At 67.2% G+C, this 16,331-nt stretch carries 15 protein-coding genes; 8 read left to right on the top strand and 7 right to left on the bottom strand.

Features of this window, described 5'->3' with window-relative positions; genetic code table 11:
* Positions 1-113: 113 nt before the first annotated feature.
* From J5M67_RS06410 to J5M67_RS06390, 5 genes are all read right to left on the bottom strand, one after another.
* A complete protein-coding gene (locus J5M67_RS06410; protein ID WP_207884484.1) occupies positions 114-875 on the bottom strand; it encodes a CHAD domain-containing protein in 762 nt (253 codons plus the stop codon).
* A gap of 75 nt (positions 876-950) precedes the next feature.
* Positions 951-2,939 (bottom strand): DUF3488 and transglutaminase-like domain-containing protein, encoded by a 1,989-nt coding sequence (locus J5M67_RS06405; protein ID WP_207884483.1) that lies wholly within the window; start codon positions 2,937-2,939, stop codon positions 951-953.
* Positions 2,936-3,889, bottom strand: a complete 954-nt coding sequence (locus tag J5M67_RS06400) for a DUF58 domain-containing protein (protein WP_207884482.1) — start codon at positions 3,887-3,889, stop codon at positions 2,936-2,938. The genes J5M67_RS06405 and J5M67_RS06400 overlap by 4 nt, the downstream gene beginning before the upstream one ends.
* A 9-nt stretch (positions 3,890-3,898) precedes the next feature.
* Positions 3,899-4,816: a MoxR family ATPase gene (locus J5M67_RS06395; RefSeq protein ID WP_207884481.1), complete on the bottom strand. Its 918-nt coding sequence runs from the start codon at positions 4,814-4,816 to the stop codon at positions 3,899-3,901.
* A gap of 118 nt (positions 4,817-4,934) precedes the next feature.
* On the bottom strand, positions 4,935-5,795 hold the full coding sequence (locus J5M67_RS06390) for a LysR family transcriptional regulator (RefSeq protein WP_207884480.1): 861 nt from the start codon (positions 5,793-5,795) through the stop codon (positions 4,935-4,937).
* 119 nt (positions 5,796-5,914) lie between these two features.
* Between J5M67_RS06390 and J5M67_RS06385 the strand changes: the two genes are divergently transcribed.
* The gene (locus J5M67_RS06385; RefSeq protein ID WP_207884479.1) at positions 5,915-6,361 is read left to right on the top strand and encodes a multidrug/biocide efflux PACE transporter; all 447 of its coding nucleotides are present in this window, start codon (positions 5,915-5,917) and stop codon (positions 6,359-6,361) included.
* A 289-nt stretch (positions 6,362-6,650) separates the two neighbouring features.
* Here the strand turns inward: J5M67_RS06385 and pyrF are convergent, their stop codons facing one another.
* Positions 6,651-7,349, bottom strand: coding sequence for an orotidine-5'-phosphate decarboxylase (pyrF, locus tag J5M67_RS06380; protein ID WP_207884478.1), 699 nt, complete (start codon positions 7,347-7,349; stop codon positions 6,651-6,653).
* A gap of 290 nt (positions 7,350-7,639) precedes the next feature.
* Here pyrF and J5M67_RS06375 point away from each other — a divergent pair, with 290 nt between their 5' ends.
* The 3 genes from J5M67_RS06375 (at position 7,640) to J5M67_RS06365 (ending at position 9,681) form a co-directional block, all read left to right on the top strand.
* Positions 7,640-8,563: a YeeE/YedE thiosulfate transporter family protein gene (locus J5M67_RS06375; RefSeq protein ID WP_207884477.1), complete on the top strand. Its 924-nt coding sequence runs from the start codon at positions 7,640-7,642 to the stop codon at positions 8,561-8,563.
* An 82-nt stretch (positions 8,564-8,645) separates the two neighbouring features.
* Positions 8,646-8,816, top strand: coding sequence for a DUF2897 family protein (locus J5M67_RS06370; protein ID WP_207884476.1), 171 nt, complete (start codon positions 8,646-8,648; stop codon positions 8,814-8,816).
* Between the two features lie 100 nt (positions 8,817-8,916).
* Entirely contained in the window at positions 8,917-9,681 is a 765-nt protein-coding gene (locus tag J5M67_RS06365) for a CPBP family intramembrane glutamic endopeptidase (RefSeq protein ID WP_207884475.1), read from the top strand.
* 110 nt (positions 9,682-9,791) lie between these two features.
* Here J5M67_RS06365 and J5M67_RS06360 read toward each other — a convergent pair whose 3' ends face one another.
* Complete coding sequence (locus J5M67_RS06360; RefSeq protein WP_207884474.1) at positions 9,792-10,412, bottom strand: TetR/AcrR family transcriptional regulator; 621 nt, start codon at positions 10,410-10,412, stop codon at positions 9,792-9,794.
* 211 nt (positions 10,413-10,623) lie between these two features.
* Here J5M67_RS06360 and J5M67_RS06355 point away from each other — a divergent pair, with 211 nt between their 5' ends.
* The 4 genes from J5M67_RS06355 (at position 10,624) to atuD (ending at position 16,328) form a co-directional block, all read left to right on the top strand.
* Entirely contained in the window at positions 10,624-12,426 is a 1,803-nt protein-coding gene (locus J5M67_RS06355; protein WP_207884473.1) for an acyclic terpene utilization AtuA family protein, read from the top strand.
* Between the two features lie 141 nt (positions 12,427-12,567).
* On the top strand, positions 12,568-13,443 hold the full coding sequence (locus tag J5M67_RS06350; protein ID WP_207884472.1) for an SDR family oxidoreductase: 876 nt from the start codon (positions 12,568-12,570) through the stop codon (positions 13,441-13,443).
* Between the two features lie 3 nt (positions 13,444-13,446).
* Positions 13,447-15,063, top strand: coding sequence for a geranyl-CoA carboxylase subunit beta (gene atuC / locus J5M67_RS06345; protein ID WP_207884471.1), 1,617 nt, complete (start codon positions 13,447-13,449; stop codon positions 15,061-15,063).
* Between the two features lie 104 nt (positions 15,064-15,167).
* Positions 15,168-16,328: a citronellyl-CoA dehydrogenase gene (gene atuD, locus J5M67_RS06340; protein ID WP_207884470.1), complete on the top strand. Its 1,161-nt coding sequence runs from the start codon at positions 15,168-15,170 to the stop codon at positions 16,326-16,328.
* Positions 16,329-16,331: the final 3 nt, after the last annotated feature.

Genomic DNA, 16,331 nt, shown 5'->3' with positions numbered 1-16,331 from the left:
CTTCCATTACCAGGATTCGGCCGCGATCTTAGGCCGGCCGCCGGCGCGAGCACACCATCCAAAGCGTTGTTCGCTCCGGAACAAATGGCGTGCCATCAATGCGCTCTATGGTGTCAGCCGAGCGCCTTCAGCAGCGCATCGAGACTCTCGTCGGCGTCGCGCTCGGCGAGATCGTGGCGGGCATTCCAGTGCGGTTGCAGCGGCATCAGGTCCAACTCCCGCTCGCTGCGGATCAGCCACTGTTCATAGTCGTGCCACTCGCCCAGGGCCGTCTGCGCATCCTTCAGCGGAGCGAGCAGGCGCTGCGGCACCGCCGACTCCTCCGGATAGGCCTCCAGCGAATAGCGCACCCGCTTGATCAGCAGGCGCAGGCGATGACGGTCGTGCGCGGGGTCCTTCAATGCCAGGCGCAACTTCTGCCACTCCTTGCCCAGGCGTTTGCGCACCTTGCCGTGCAGGCCACCCAGCACGCCATGGCGGTCCGCTGTGCGCCACAGTTGCGGCCAGCCATCGAGACGCATCAGCAGGCGATCCCATTGCGGGCTGGCGAGCAGCGCGATGTAGCCCGAGAGCAGGGCCGGACGGCGCAGGGCCGCGGCCTGCTCGTAACCTTCGGCCTCCAGCACCGGCAGCAACACCTCCAGGTCGCGCAGCGGTCCGCTCAGCCGCCCCACTTCACCCAGCGATTCTTCCAGCTCATCGATGCCCGGCATCCCGCGCACCGGATGCAGCAGGCTGCGCAGACGGCGCACGGCGATGCGCAGGTCGTGCAGGGCTTCGGGGTCGGAACCGGCGCTCAGACGGGCAGAGGCGGAGAACAGCGCGACCTCCTGCTCGATCAGATGGGTCACCAGGTAGTCGCTGAAAGAGGACACGGCACGCTCCGCAGGGTGGGATGAGTTATCAGGTTAGTTGGCGCGCCGCCGCCAGCAAGTGACCGGTGTCATGCCTCATGGCTGTCGCCGCCAGCGCCACGGCAACGCCTTGCGCAGCCGCGTCAGGTGCCTGCGCAACACCGCGGGGTCGGCGCTGGCGCCGGCATAACGCTGCGCCTCGAACGCTTCGCTGTAGGCGCGAATCGTCTCCGCTTGATCCGGCAGCGCGAGCATGGCGCGACGGCTGAAATCGCGGTGTCCCTCCCCGGCATCACGGCGTAATCCGTGGGGTGTGAGCAACTGTTCGAAGCGCTCGAAGCTGCGCAGCTGGCTATCGCGCGGGTACCGCCAGGGCTTGAACAGCCACAGCGCCAGGCCTGCGAGCAGCAGCGCTCCGACACCCACCGTGAACAGCGCCAGCCAGGGACTGTCGGGTGCGCCGAGCCAGCGACGGAGCAGTTCGCCCTGCTGCTCGCCCTGGTAACCCAGCACCCAACGCTGCCAGCCGTAGTTGATCTGGTCCCAGCTCAGGCGCAGCTCATTGAGCAGGCTGAAACCCCGGTAACGCAGCGGCGAGAACGGATCGCCGGCGAGGAAGCTGCCCTCGCGGCTCATCGCCTGCTCCAGCCCCAGTTCGATGCGCTCGGGCGATACCGCCCCGGTGGGGTCGACCCGCGTCCAGCCGCTGCCCGCCTGCCAGTACTCCACCCAGGCATGGGCATCGAACTGATGTACCAGAAGGTAGTTGCCGGCGGGGTTCAGCTCGCCGCCCTGGTAGCCGGTCACCACCCGCGCGGGAATCCCCGCCGCGCGCAGGACGAAGGTCATGGCGCCGGCATAGTGCTCGCAGAAGCCGGCACGGGTGTCGAAGAGGAAGCCGTCGATGCGCTCCGGCCCGGTCGCGGGCGGCTTGAGCGTGTAGGCGAAGGGCTGCTCGCGGAAGTGCCGGAGCATCGCCTGCGCCAGCTCGCGGGGCTGCGGATAGCGCTCGTGCAGCTCGCGGGCCCAGACCCGTGCCCGTGGATTGCCAGCGGCCGGCAGGTTCAGGTTGAGGCGCAGCGCGCGGCGGTTGTCATTGGGTTCGAGCAGAGCACCGGGCCAGGACATGGCGTTGTAGAGCAGGCTCTGGCGTACCGGGGATCGGCGCTGGAGGCGGAAGTCGCTCATCAGCTGGGCGTCGCTCGCTCCGTTCTCCGCAACATCGAGCACGAACAGCCACGGATGGTCGCTCGGCTCCATGACTACCTGATATTCCAGTGCCACCCCCTGGCGCTGCCACTGCGGCGTCGGCGCATCGCGACGCTGGAAGGCCTGGGTCCAGCGCTCGCCATCGAAGTTCTCCAGGGTCAACGCACGCCAGTACAGCTGCGAGCGCGGCGGCGGCTCGCCCTTGAAGCGGACGCGGAAGGCCAGTTCCGGCGACTGGCTGAGTTCCACCATGTCCCCCGGCATCATCGAATCGCTCAGGCCGGTGGTGGCCTTGCCGCCCGGCATCGGCAGCGACCACAGCGGCCCCAGGCGCGGGAACAGCATGAACAGCAGGAGCATCAGCGGCAGCGCCTGCAACAGCAGGCCACCGGCCAGGCGCAGGGTCGAGCCAGGACGGGCGGCGAAGTTGCTCTGCTGCAGGCCGATCAGTGCCGCCAGCAGCGCGGTCACCGGCAACAGGCTGAAGGCGGCGGCGAGGATGTCGTCCTGGAACAGGTAGCTGGTCACCACCGCGAAGAACCCCAGCAGGATCAGCACCCAGGCATCGCGCCGGGTCTTGAGTTCCACCAGCTTGATGATGAACGCGGCGATCAGCAGCACCACGCCGGCGTCCAGGCCGATCAGCGAGCCGCGCGAGAACCACACGCCGAGCCCGGCGGCGCCGACCAGCGCCAGCTTGGCCAGGCCGCTGGGGTAGTTGGCGCGCATGCGGAACACCTGGACGCGCCAGAACGCGCAGCCCAGCCACAGCCCGACGATCCACAGCGGCAGGTGCTCCAGGTGCGGGATGATCACCACCGCCTGGGCGACCAGCAGCCAGGTCAGCGCGACCCGTGGAATGGGCTGCGTGCTCATGCGCGCTCCCCGAACAGGGCGAGTGCGCGCAGGCAGGCCTCCCGATGGGCGTCGCCGGTCGCCACCGGCAATTGCACGCCCGGCAGGCGCAGGCCGAACGGCTGCTGACGCAGCGACAGCTGCAGCACCCAGTAGCACAGCCGCGAAAGGCGGCCTTCGATATCGCCGCCCAGCAGCGTGAAGTCCAGCCACAGATTGCGTCCGGCCAGCGCGGAGAAGTCCTTCACCAACAGGCCCTGGCCGCGGGAATAGGCCTTCCAGTGCAAGCGCCGGCGCGAATCGCCGGGCTGGTACGGGCGCAGCCCCTGGAAGTCATCGACACCCTGGCCACTGGGCCTCACGCCCTCCTCCTCGTCTGTCGCGGCGCCGCCTTCGAGCGGCAGGTCGCTGGCGAGCGGAGTCGGGTAGACCAGGCCGGCCTGGTCCAGGTCGAGCCAGCTCCAGGCCACCAGCAGGCCGAGCGGGAAGCGGCTTTCCACCCGCAGGCGGCCCGGCCGCAACCAGCCGCGCCGCTGCGCCGATACATCCAGGCGAAGCTCCTCGGCGCCCTCGGCCGGCACGTCGGCGAAGTGCAACTGCTCCGCCGTCCAGCCGATGGCGACGGCCTGGCGCGCACGCCCTTCCGCGTCCAGCCGCACCCGGAAGCCCAGCTGTTCGCCGACGAATACCGGCGTCGCGCCCAGCGCGGTCAGGCGCAGTCCGCCCAGGTTACGGTAGGTGTGCAGGATGGCGACGATGAACAACGACAGCAGCAGGAAGGTCAGCCCGTAGGCCAGGCTGTTCTGGTAATTGATCGCCGTCAGCAGCATCAGCAGCAGCGCAACGCCGAACGCCACGCCCTGGCGAGTGGGAATGATGAAGATGCGCCGCTGGTTGAGTTGCAACGATGACGCCGGCGGAATCCGCCGGGCGATCCAGCTCTGCCACAGCGGCCTGACCTTGACCAGCATGGCCAGCCCTCAGAGCGCCGGCACTTCGCGCAGCAGCCACTGCACCAGCGCGCCGCCGCCGTGCCCGGTGGGGTCGGCCTGGTCGCGCAGGCGGTGGCCGGCCACCGACGGCAGCACCGCCTGCACATCCTCGGGGATGGCGTAGTCACGGCCGGCGAGCAGCGCCCAGGCACGCGCGGCGGCGAGCAGCCCGAGACTGCCGCGCGGCGACAGGCCGAGGGCGAACGCCGGCTGGCTGCGGGTGGCCTCGACCAGACGCAGTACGTAGTCCACCAGCGCATCGCTGGCGCGAACCTCCAGCACCTCGCCTTGCAGCGCCAGCAACTCCTTCGGGTCGAGCATCGGCTCCAGGCGCGGCAACAGATCGCGGCGCGCCTCGCCCAGCAGCAAGGCCTTCTCCGCCGCACGCCCCGGATAGCCCAGCGACAGGCGCATGAGGAAGCGGTCCAGCTGGGACTCCGGCAGCGCGAAGGTGCCACCCTGGGTCACCGGGTTCTGCGTGGCGATGACGAAGAAGGGTTCGGGCAGCGGACGGGTCGCCCCCTCGATGGTCACCTGGCCTTCCTCCATCGCTTCGAGCAACGCGCTCTGGCTCTTCGGCGTGGCGCGGTTGATCTCGTCGGCCAGCACCAGCTCGGCGAAGATCGGGCCCGGGTGGAAGACGAACTGCCCGCTCTCGCGGTTGAACACCGAGGTCCCCAGCACGTCGCCGGGCAGCAGGTCGGAGGTGAACTGGATGCGCTGGAAGCTCAGGCCCAGCACCCGCGCGAGAGCATGGCTCAGGGTGGTCTTGCCCATGCCGGGCAGGTCTTCAATGAGCAGATGGCCACGGGCCAGGAGACAGGTGAGCGCCAGCCGGACCTGAATCTCCTTGCCGAGCAGAACGTCATCCACTGCCTTCAGGCAATTCTCCAGCTTGGCGCGCATCCTGACCTCTCGCTCTAGGAAAACTCCGATCCTACTGGCCCCGCGCCAGCCGTCATAGGTCCGGACACATTTCGTCCGCATTCCTGTGAAGCAGCACGTGATTCCACTGTCACTGACGCTAGCGTCCCAGCAGCCGCTCGACCAGCCAACTGGCCGCTGGCCCGGTCGGGCGCTGTCGCGACCAGATCACGTCCACCGCCACCCGGCGCGGCCAGCCGGCGACCTTCAGCTCGTGCATACGCCCGCCGGCGAAGCGTCCCACCATCCAGCTGGGCAATTCGATCCAGCCGAAGCCCAGCACGGCCATGTCCAGCAACAGCAGGTAGTTCGGCGCGCTCCAGCAGCGCCCGCCGAGCATCGGCGCGGCGTCGTCCAGGTAGGTGTTCAGGCGCAGCGCCCGATACGCCAGCAAATCCTCCCGCTCCACCTGTTCGCGACTGGCCAGCGGATGGTCGCGGCTGACGAACAGGCCGAATTCGGCCTGCTCGCTCAGCGTCGCCGAACCGATGTCCGGCGGATACTCCCGCTGTGCCGCCAACAGACCCAGGCTGGCGCGGCCCTGGACGACCAGGTCGAGCACATCGCCGTGCTCGGCGATCAGCCATTCGAACTCCAGGTCCGGGTAGCGCGCGTCGATCTCCGCCAACCGCGCTTCGAACTGCGACGAGGAGTAGGTATCGGACATGGCCAGCGTCACCCGTGACTCCAGGCCGCCGGCGAGCTGCTGGGCGAGCTGGCCGAGGCGGTCGTTGGCCATCAGCACCTCCTCCACCCGTCCGAGCAACGCGTGGCCGGCCTCGGTCAGTTGCGGCTGGCGGGAGCTGCGGTCGAACAGGCTGAGGCCGAGGTCGATCTCCAGGCGGGCGATGGCCTCGCTGACGGTGGACTGGCTCTTGCCCAGCTTGCGCGCGGCGGCGCTGAAGGAGCCGAGGCACGCGGCCTCGGCGAAGGCTTGCAGGGATTCGGGGGAATATTGCATCGGAGGCGCCCTCTTCCATCGGTTTAACCGATGGTATCCAACTTAGATCCAGCCGGTCGACCGATGATAATGGCGCCGGACCGACGGAGTCGGCCTGCAACTGTTATCTGGAGAATCCCATGAGCCCGAACAAAACCCTGAAAGAGCGGCTGTTCCATGCCGTGCTTTTCGAACTGCTGGCGGTCGCCCTCTGCGCGCCGACCCTGGCCTGGCTGATGGATCGTCCCCTCGGCCACATGGGCGCCATGACCCTGATGTTCTCGGCCATCGCCACCCTGTGGAACATGCTGTTCAACGCCGGCTTCGACCGTGCCCAGCAGCGCATGGGCTTCACCCGCACCCTGCCGGTGCGCGTGCTGCACGCCTCGCTGTTCGAACTGGGGCTGATCTTCCTGCTGGTACCGCTGGCCGCCTGGTGGCTGTCGGTGAGCCTGCTGGAAGCCTTCATCCTGGATATCGGCCTGATCCTGTTCTTCCTGCCCTACGCCGTCGTCTTCAACTGGGTGTACGACGTGGTGCGCGAGCGCTGGGTCGGCCGTGCGCAGATCGCGCAGGCCAACGGCTGAGCACCGACTGGAGCGCGCCCAGCCTTCGATCGCGGACGGAGTCCGCTCCTACAGGAGCCACACGCTTGCGCAGGAGCGGACTCTGTCCGCGATGCTCCTCACCGGGCGAATAACCCGCAGTGTTCATACCGCCAGCCCAACCTGTAGGAGCGAGCTTGCTCGCGAACCACCTGACACCGTTGCATCCGGCATGAAAGCGTTCGCGAGCAAGCTCGCTCCTACGAAAAGCAGGCCGCCAGAAACGAAAAAGCCCGCATTGATGCGGGCTTTTTCATGCCTGGAGAAAGATTCAGGCCAGGCTGGCGACGATGTCCCGCAGGGCCTTGCCCGGATCGGCGGCCTGGCTGATCGGGCGGCCGATCACCAGGTAGTCGGAACCATTGTCCAGCGCCTGGCGCGGGGTGAGGATGCGGCGCTGGTCGTCCTGGGCGCTGCCAGCCGGGCGGATGCCGGGGGTGACCAGTTGCAGCGCGGGGTGCGCGGCCTTCAGCGCTGGCGCTTCCTGGGCCGAACACACCAGCCCGTCCATGCCGGCCTTCTGCGCCAACGCCGCCAGGCGCAGCACCTGCTCCTGGGGCTCGACGTCCAGACCGATACCGGCCAGGTCCTCGCGCTCCATGCTGGTCAGCACGGTCACGCCGATCAGCAAGGGTTTCGGGCCGTTGAAGGCTTCGAGGGTCTCACGGCAGGCGCTCATCATGCGCAGGCCGCCGGAGCAGTGCACGTTGACCATCCACACGCCCATCTCGGCGGCGGCACGCACGGCCATCGCCGTGGTGTTGGGGATGTCGTGGAATTTCAGGTCGAGGAAGACTTCGAAGCCACGGCTGTTCAGGGTCTCGACGATACCGGCGGCGCAGCTGGTGAACAGCTCCTTGCCCACCTTCACCCGGCACAGCGTGGGATCGAGCTGGTCAGCCAGCGCCAGCGCGGCTTCGCGGGTGGGGAAATCCAGGGCGACGATGATCGGGGACTGGCAGGCGGACATGGGCTCTCTCGGAGGTTGCGAAAAAATCGGCGCATATTGTCGCAGAAACGCTCCGACTTCCGTAGCCCGCCCGGCAGGAATGCTCTGCCAGCCCAAGCGTCCAGGCGTTCCCGGTTGTCGCGGAGCCGCGTGACCACCAGGCCGGGCAGGCGCGAACAGGCTTTGGTCAGCTCAATTTTCATCGGAGCTTCATTGGCGTGTCACAAACCGCCAGACGCGGCATCTACTCTTCAGAAACCGCCTGCCGCATTCAAACGGCGGCACGACCGGCTTTGCACAACGCAGGCGCCATGCCGACACTACTACCCAGCCTGACACTGGCCCTGCTCATGGGGTTCGCCATCCAGCGTGGCGGCACCTGCCTGGTCGCCGCCATCGAGGAAGTGTTGCACAAGCGCCGCTGGACCCGCTTCGCCGCCTTGCTGGAGGCCACGCTCTGGGTGACGGCCGGATTGGTGGCCCTGCGTTCGCTGGGCCTGCTGCAGCAGGTGCCGATGGGCATCCCCCTGCACTGGAGCGCTGTAGCCGGCGGCGTTCTCCTCGGCCTGGGCGCGGCCCTCAACGGTGGCTGCGTGCTAGGCACCCTCGCCCGGCTCGGTTCCGGACAATGGGCCTGGCTGGCCACACCGCTCGGATTTCTTGGCGGCTGCCTGCTACTGCGCAGTTGGGAGGCGGGGATGGAGAGCCAACCCATGCCGCTTTCGAGCTGGCTGTGGAACCTTCCAGCGACCCTGCCGGCACTGGTCCTGCTGCCATTGGCGCTACGCGCCGGCTGGCTCGTCCACGGCGCGCGGCGCCTGGGCAGCGCGCCCTGGCCCGCGCACCTGGCGACCCTGGTCATCGCCATGTGCTTTCTGGGGCTCTTCGTCACGGTTGGCCCATGGAACTACACCGATCTGCTGAACGAACTGGCCGATGGCCGCTTCATGCACCTGGGCATTCGCGGCCTGCTGTTGCCGACCCTGTTCGTCGGCGCGTTGCTCGGCGGCTGGCTTTCCGGGAATTGGCAACGGCGCTGGCCGCACGGGCCCGACATCGTGCGTTGCCTCGCAGGCGGACTGCTGATGGGCGCCGGCGCCAGGCTGGTACCGGGCGGCAACGACAGCCTGATCCTGTTCGGCATGCCGCTGCTCTGGCCGAACGCGTGGGTGGCCTTCGGCTTTATGTGCCTGAGCATCGTCCTCGCGCTCCGGCTGATGCAGTGGATGAAATAGACATCTGCGACCGGCCCGCGCCTGACAACCCCACCCCGCCAGCGTATCGTTAAGACCTACAGCCACTGTCGGAGACGGAACCATGCCCTGGTATGCCTGGTTGATCATTGCCCTCGCCCTGGGCTCCATTGTCGGGGCGCTGCTGATGCTGCGCGATACGGCGAAGAAGCTTCCGCTCACCGAGGAACAGTTGCGCCGCATCCATGAGCGCAACGCCGAAATGGACGCCAAGGACGCCGACGATAAGCGTTAAATCCTCTGCAAGTAGCTGACCGGCCGGCCAAAAACGGACGTCAAAGATGGCCAGCGATAGTGGAAATTGCCTAGACTGCGCCTCCTGGATGGAGGAAAGAATGCTCAGGAAGCTCCTGCCGCTGCTGCCCGTCGTGTTGTTGCTCTGCGGATTCGCGCTGGGTTATGTCCAGCCGGTGGGGTTGCTGATCGGTGCCGTCTACGTCGTATGGACACTCTACGGCGAGCATTTCATGCCACGCCTGCTCTGGTGGCTGGTGTGCCTGGCGGTCAGCGTCGCGCTGGCCGCGCACCTGTTGCCCGGCAACATCTCATGGACACTCTGGCCGGTGCGCCAGCTCAGCCCTGACGCTCCTGTCTACGCCCTGCGCCTGTCCTGGGACAAGGCCCTGGTCGGTATCACCCTGCTCGCCTGGTGGTTGCGCCGCGAGCCGGTGGCGACAGAAAAACGCTCGCCGGACTTCGCCGCCATCGCCATTGTCACCACCCTCTTCGCCGTGCCGCTGGTGGCCGTGGCCGGCGGGCTGGTGGTGTGGAACCCGAAATGGCCGCCGGGCTTCTGGCTGTGGATGCTGGTCAACGTCTGCGTGATCTCGCTCACCGAGGAAGCCTTCTTCCGTGGCCTGCTGCAAAGCGAGCTGGTGCGGCGCTTCGGCGCACTGTTCGGGGTGGCGGTGTCGAGCGTGCTGTTCGGCCTGGTGCACTGGCCGATCAATCCACTGTTCGCGGTAGTCGCGGGCATCGCGGGGCTGGGTTACGGCCTGGCCTTCCACTTCAGCGGCCGCCTGCTGGTGGCGGTGCTGCTGCATGCGGCGGTGAACAGCCTGCACCTGCTGCTGTTCAGCTATCCGTTGCGGATTCTCTGAACCGATCGATACCGCCGGTGAGCTATCGCGGACGGAGTCCACTCCTACCCATATGCCAGATTCGGTAGAAGCGGACTCCGTCCGCGATCGATTTCCCCCAACTCCGTAGCTCAGTCGCGCATGACCAGCAACAGCGCCTGCTCCGCCAGCTCATCCAGCGTCAGGCTGCCGTCGGGACGGTACCAGGTGATGGACCAGGACAGCGCCCCGGTGAGGAAGCGCCGCAGGATGAACGGGTCGCCCTGGCTGTAGCCCGCCAGGCGCGCCTCTTCCAGCACTTCCAGCCACATCTGCTCGTAGATGTCGCGCAGGCTGAGGATATAGGCCTGGCCCTCGTCCGACAGCGAGCGCCATTCGTAGACCAGCACCGCCATCGCCTCGCCGGTGCCGCCGGTGATCGACTGCAGTTCGCAGCGGATCAGCGCCAGCAGGCGTTCGCGCAGGGTCGTGGCCTCGGCCAGGGCGGCGCGCATCAGGGCGGTGTTGTAGAGGATGGTTTCCTCCATCACCGAGCGGAGGATTTCATCCTTGCTCTTGAAGTGATGGAAGATGCTGCCGGACTGGATACCCACCGCGCCGGCCAGGTCGCGCACGGTGGTGCGCTCGTAGCCCTTGCTGCGGAACAGGTGCGCGGCGGTCTGCAGCAGCTTGCCACGGGCGCTCTCCGGGTCGGTGATCTGCCCGGTCCCGATCAGCTCCAGCATCACTTCGCGGGCTTTGCGGTCATCCACGCTGTCTCTCTCCCCATCCGGCTCATCTGTTCGCGGCGACTCATCGAAACGCCCGCAAGTGCTTGTGTTGTCTGACGAAATGTAAGCCCGCGGAGACCTACCAAGCAAGCGCTTGGCCATCCATTGGTTGGGGTTGTCGTAAATCCCACTCTTTTCAACCAAGCGCTTGCTTGGTAATGTCGTTCCATCACCCAACGTCACGGGCAGAACAATGACTAAAACCGTACGTATCGGCTGCGCCTCCGCCTTCTGGGGCGACACCTCCACCGCCGCCGCCCAGCTGGTGCGCGGCGCGCAGATGGATTACCTGGTCTTCGACTACCTCGCCGAAATCACCATGTCGATCATGGCCGGCGCCCGCCTGAAGAATCCCGAGGCAGGCTACGCCACCGATTTCGTCGAAGTGATGACACCCCTGCTGGGCGATATCGCCGCAAAACGGATACGCGTGATCAGCAACGCCGGCGGAGTGAACCCGCAGGCCTGCGCCAGCGCCCTGGCCGCCGCCTGCGAGAAGGCCGGCGTGGCGCTGAAGATTGCCGTGGTGCACGGCGACAACCTGCAGCCGCGCCTGGGCGAACTGGCCAAAGCCGGCATCCGCGAGATGTTCTCAGGCGCGCCGCTGCCGCCGATATGCGTGTCGGTCAACGCCTACCTCGGCGCGCCCGGCATTGTCGAGGCGCTGAAAGCTGGCGCCGACATCGTCATCACCGGCCGCGTGGTGGACAGCGCGGTGGTCAGCGCCGCCCTGGTGCACGAATTCGGCTGGGCCTGGAACGACTACGACAAACTGGCCCAGGCCGCGCTGGCCGGGCACATCATCGAATGCGGCGCGCAGTGCACCGGCGGCAACTTCACCGACTGGGAAAGCGTGCCGGACTACGAGCACATCGGCTTCCCCCTCGTCGAAGTACAGGCCAGCGGCGACTTCGTGGTGACCAAGCCGCAGGGCACCGGCGGGCTGGTGACGCCGCTGTCGGTGGGCGAGCAGATGCTCTACGAGATCGGCGACCCGCGCGCCTACCTGCTGCCCGACGTGGTCTGCGATTTCACCCAGGTACAGCTCGCCCAGGTCGGCGAAAACCGCGTGGCCGTCAGCGGCGCGCGCGGCCTGCCGCCGACCGGGCAGTACAAGGTCAGCGCCACCTACCCGGATGGTTTCCGCTGCACCGCCAGTTGCCTGATCGCCGGCATCGACGCGGTGAAGAAGGCCGAGCGGGTCAGCCAGGCAATCATTGCCAAGACCGAGGAAATCCTCATGGAACGCGGCTGGGACCCGTACCGCGAGGTGAGCGTCGAACTGCTCGGCAGCGAGGCCACCTACGGCCCGCACGGCCGCCGTGGCGACAGCCGCGAGATCGTGGTGAAGCTCGCCGTGCGCCACAGCCGCAAGGAAGCCCTGGTGCTGTTCTCCCGCGAGATCGCCCAGGCTGCCACCGGCATGGCGCCGGGCCTGACCGGCATCGTCGGCGGTCGCCCGACCGTGTACCCGGTGATCCGCCTGTTCTCCTTCCTGATCGACAAGGACCGCTGCGAACTGGCGGTGGATATCGACGGTGAGCGCCAGCCGGTCGCCCTGCCGCACATCGAGCACTTCGACCCCGCAGCGCTGACCGACGACCTCCCGGTTGCCGCCGCGAAAGGCCCGGCCCAGGCCAGCGTACCGCTGGTGAAGCTGGCCGTGGCGCGCTCCGGCGACAAAGGCAACCACAGCAACATCGGCGTCATGGCGCGCCGGCCCGAATACCTGCCGTGGATCGCCGAGGCGCTGAGCGAAGGCGCGGTGGCCGAGTGGATGCAGCACGTGCTCGACCCGCAGCTTGGCCGCGTCAGCCGCTGGCACCTGCCGGGCACGCACAGCCTGAACTTCCTGCTGGAGAACGCCCTGGGCGGCGGCGGCGTCGCCAGCCTGCGCATCGACCCGCAAGGCAAGGCCTTCGCCCAGCAGTTGCTGGAATTCCCGGTGGCGGTGCCGCAGCACATCGCCGATGAAGTGAACGCCCACACCCTGTAGGAGCGAGCTTGCTCGCGAACGCTTTTCGCCGGAAGCACTAACGTCAGGCGGTTCGCGAGCAAGCTCGCTCCTACACAAGAACAGCGTTAGAGCGCCACCTTGACAGGGTGGGGGTCCAAACCCGGTAGGACGAAAACAACAATGAGCTACGACTCGATCTTCAAGGCAGGCCTGTTCGACGGCCAGACCATCATCGTCACCGGCGGCGGCAGCGGCATCGGCCGCTGCACCGCCCATGAGCTGGCGGCCCTCGGCGCCCATGTGGTGCTGGTCGGGCGCAAAGCCGAGAAGCTGGAGAAGACCGCCGGCGAAATCATCGAGGACGGCGGCAGTGCCAGCTGGCACAGCTGCGACATCCGCGACGAGGACGCGGTGAAGGCGCTGGTGGCGCAGGTCATCGCCGAGCGCGGGCCGATCCATCACCTGGTCAACAACGCTGGCGGCCAGTATCCCGCGCCGCTGGCCTCGATCAACCTGAAGGGCTTCGAAGCCGTGGTGCGCACCAACCTGGTGGGCGGTTTCCTGATGGCCCGCGAAGTGTTCAACCAGAGCCTGAGCAAGACCGGCGGCAGCATCGTCAACATGCTCGCCGACATGTGGGGCGGCATGCCCGGCATGGGCCATTCCGGCGCCGCCCGCGCCGGCATGGAGAACTTCACCAAGACCGCCGCCATCGAGTGGGGCCACGCCGGGGTGCGGGTCAACGCCGTGGCGCCGGGCTGGATCGCATCCAGCGGCATGGATACCTACGAAGGCGCGTTCAAGGCGGTGATCCCGACCCTGCGCGAGCACGTGCCACTCAAGCGCATCGGCACCGAATCGGAAGTTTCTGCCGCCATCGTCTTCCTGCTCTCCCCCGGCGCGGCGTTCATCAGCGGCAACACCATCCGCATCGACGGCGCCGCCAGCCAGGGCAGCCGCGCCTTCCCGCTTTCCAAGGCAAAGCCGGGGCAGAGCCGTTCCTACAATGGCTTCCACCGTGCCTATCTACCCGATGTCTTGAAGGATCAGGAGTAAGCCATGCCGGTGATCCAGTCGGAAATCGACGCCCAGGGCGACGACTTCGCCCGCAACCGCGAGGCCATGCTGGCCGCCGTGGCGAGCTTCCGCGAGGTCGAACAGAAAGTGCTGGACAAGGCCGCCGAGGCCAAGCCGAAGTTCGACAAGCGCGGCCAGCTGCTGCCGCGCGAGCGCCTGAACCTGCTGCTGGACCCCGGTGCACCCTTCCTCGAAATCTCCTCGCTGGCCGGCTACAAGCTGCATGACGACAAGGACGGCACCCAGGCTGGCGGCGGCATCATCTCCGGCATCGGCTACATCGCCGGGGTGCGCTGCCTGGTGACCGCCAGCAACAGCGCGATCAAGGGCGGCACCATTTCCCCCACCGGGCTGAAGAAGACCCTGCGCCTGCAGCAGATCGCCCTGGAGAACAAGCTGCCGGTGGTGGCGCTGACCGAGAGCGGCGGCGCCAACCTGAACTACGCCGCGGACATCTTCGTCGAGGGCGCGCGCGGTTTCGCCAACCAGGCGCGCATGTCGGCGGCGGGCATTCCGCAGATCACCGTGGTGCACGGCTCGTCCACCGCCGGCGGCGCCTACCAGCCGGGGCTGTCGGACTACGTGGTGGTGGTGCGCGGCAAGGCCAAGATGTTCCTCGCCGGCCCGCCGCTACTCAAGGCCGCCACCGGCGAAATCGCTACCGATGAGGAACTCGGCGGCGCCGAACTGCATGCCCAGGTCGCCGGCACCGCCGAGTACCTGGCGGAGAACGACGCCGACGGCGTGCGCCTGGCCCGCGAAATCCTCGCCGCGCTGCCGTGGAACGCGCAGCTGCCGCCGCGCCCGAAGCAGGCATGGGATGCCCCGCTGTACCCGGCCGAGGAACTGCTCGGCGTGGTCCCGGCGGACGCGAAGAAGCCCTATGACGTGCGCGAGATCGTCGCGCGCATCGCCGACGGCTCGCGCTTCCTCGACTTCAAGAACGAGTTCGACAGCCAGACCGTCTGCGGCCACCTGCATATCGAAGGCCACGCCTGCGGCCTGATCGGCAACAACGGCCCGATCACTCCGCAGGGCGCGGCCAAGGCGGCGCAGTTCATCCAACTGTGCGAGCAGAGCAACACGCCGATCCTGTTCCTGCACAACACCACCGGCTTCATGGTCGGCACCGAGTCCGAGCGCCTGGGCGTGATCAAGCATGGCTCGAAGATGATCCAGGCGGTGGCCAACGCCACGGTGCCCAAGCTCACCCTGGTCGTCGGCGGCTCCTACGGTGCCGGCAACTACGCCATGTGCGGCCGCGGGCTGGACCCGCGCTTCATCTTCGCCTGGCCCAACAGCCGCACCGCCGTGATGGGCGGCGCCCAGGCCGGCAAGGTGCTGCGCATCGTCACCGAGGAGAAGCACGCCAAGGAGGGCAAGGAGCCCGACCCGAAGATGCTCGACATGCTCGAACAGATGACCGCGCAGAAGCTCGACGCCCAGTCCACAGCGCTCTATGGCACGGCGAGCCTGTGGGACGACGGGCTGATCGACCCGCGCGATACCCGCGCGCTGCTCGGCTACCTGCTGGACATCTGCGCGGAGGCGGCCGTGCGGCCGCTGAAGAACAACAGTTTCGGCGTCGCGCGATTTTGACCGTAGGGCGCATGACGCCCCCGGCGTCATCCGCCAAGCCGGCGGATAAAGCGTTCCGCTTTATTCGTCCTACCTGAATTGAAAGATCCCACGGAGAACAAGAAATGATCTTCACCCAGGAACACGAAGAACTCCGCCGCACCGTCCGCAACTTCGTCGAGAAGGAGATCAATCCCTACGTCGACGAGTGGGAAAAGGCCGGTCGCTTCCCAATCCACGAGGTCTTCAAGAAAGCCGGCGACCTGGGTCTGCTGGGCATCTCCAAGCCGGAGAAATTCGGCGGCATGGGCCTGGACTACAGCTACTCGGTGGTGGCCGCCGAAGAGTTCGGCACCATCCATTGCGGCGGCGTGCCGATGGCCCTGGGCGTGCAGACCGACATGTGTACCCCGGCCCTGGCGCGCTTCGGCTCCGACGAGCTGCGCGAGGAATTCCTGCGCCCGGCGATTGCCGGCGAGATGGTCGGCTGCATCGGCGTCTCCGAGGTCGGCGCCGGCTCCGACGTCGCCGGGTTGAAGACCATCGCACGCAAGGATGGCGACGACTACGTCATCAACGGCAGCAAGATGTGGATTACCAACTCGCCGTCGGCCGATTTCATCTGCCTGCTGGCCAACACCTCCGACGACAAGCCCCACGTCAACAAGTCGCTGATCATGGTGCCGATGAAGTCCAAGGGCATCAGCGTCAGCCCGCACCTGGACAAGCTCGGCATGCGCAGCTCGGAGACCGCCCAGGTGTTCTTCGACGACGTGCGCGTGCCGCAGCGCAACCGCATCGGTGCCGAGGGCGCGGGCTTCATGATGCAGATGCTGCAGTTCCAGGAAGAACGCCTGTTCGGCGCCGCCAGCGGGATCAAGGGCCTGGAGTATTGCGTCAACGCCACCATCGACTACTGCAAGGAGCGCAAGACCTTCGGCCAGGCGCTGATCGACAACCAGGTCATCCACTTCCGCATGGCTGAGCTGATGACCGAGATCGAGTGCCTGCGCGCCCTCACCTACCAGGCCACCGAGCAGTACATCCGTGGCAAGGACGTGACCCGCCTGGCCTCCATGGCCAAGCTCAAGGTCGGCCGCCTCGCCCGTGAAGTCACCGACGCCTGCCTGCAGTACTGGGGCGGCCAGGGCTTCATGTGGGAGAACCCGATTGCCCGCGCCTACCGCGACACCCGCCTGGTCTCCATCGGCGGCGGCGCGGACGAAATCATGCTGGGCATCATCTGCAAGCTGATGGGTACCCTGCCGGGCAAGAAGAAGGGCTGACGC

The sequence above is a fragment of the Pseudomonas sp. 30_B genome, assembly GCF_017491605.1.
Lineage (GTDB): Bacteria > Pseudomonadota > Gammaproteobacteria > Pseudomonadales > Pseudomonadaceae > Pseudomonas.
This window is presented reverse-complemented; position numbering and strand designations above follow the sequence as displayed.

Coding starts and splice junctions, on each gene's coding strand:
- J5M67_RS06405 (WP_207884483.1), bottom strand. CDS start 2,939: ATGAGCACGCAGCCCATTCCACGGGTCGCGCTGACCTGGCTGCTGGTC.
- J5M67_RS06400 (WP_207884482.1), bottom strand. CDS start 3,889: ATGCTGGTCAAGGTCAGGCCGCTGTGGCAGAGCTGGATCGCCCGGCGG.
- J5M67_RS06395 (WP_207884481.1), bottom strand. CDS start 4,816: ATGCGCGCCAAGCTGGAGAATTGCCTGAAGGCAGTGGATGACGTTCTG.
- J5M67_RS06390 (WP_207884480.1), bottom strand. CDS start 5,795: ATGCAATATTCCCCCGAATCCCTGCAAGCCTTCGCCGAGGCCGCGTGC.
- J5M67_RS06385 (WP_207884479.1), top strand. CDS start 5,915: ATGAGCCCGAACAAAACCCTGAAAGAGCGGCTGTTCCATGCCGTGCTT.
- pyrF (WP_207884478.1), bottom strand. CDS start 7,349: ATGTCCGCCTGCCAGTCCCCGATCATCGTCGCCCTGGATTTCCCCACC.
- J5M67_RS06375 (WP_207884477.1), top strand. CDS start 7,640: ATGCCGACACTACTACCCAGCCTGACACTGGCCCTGCTCATGGGGTTC.
- J5M67_RS06370 (WP_207884476.1), top strand. CDS start 8,646: ATGCCCTGGTATGCCTGGTTGATCATTGCCCTCGCCCTGGGCTCCATT.
- J5M67_RS06365 (WP_207884475.1), top strand. CDS start 8,917: ATGCTCAGGAAGCTCCTGCCGCTGCTGCCCGTCGTGTTGTTGCTCTGC.
- J5M67_RS06355 (WP_207884473.1), top strand. CDS start 10,624: ATGACTAAAACCGTACGTATCGGCTGCGCCTCCGCCTTCTGGGGCGAC.
- J5M67_RS06350 (WP_207884472.1), top strand. CDS start 12,568: ATGAGCTACGACTCGATCTTCAAGGCAGGCCTGTTCGACGGCCAGACC.
- atuC (WP_207884471.1), top strand. CDS start 13,447: ATGCCGGTGATCCAGTCGGAAATCGACGCCCAGGGCGACGACTTCGCC.
- atuD (WP_207884470.1), top strand. CDS start 15,168: ATGATCTTCACCCAGGAACACGAAGAACTCCGCCGCACCGTCCGCAAC.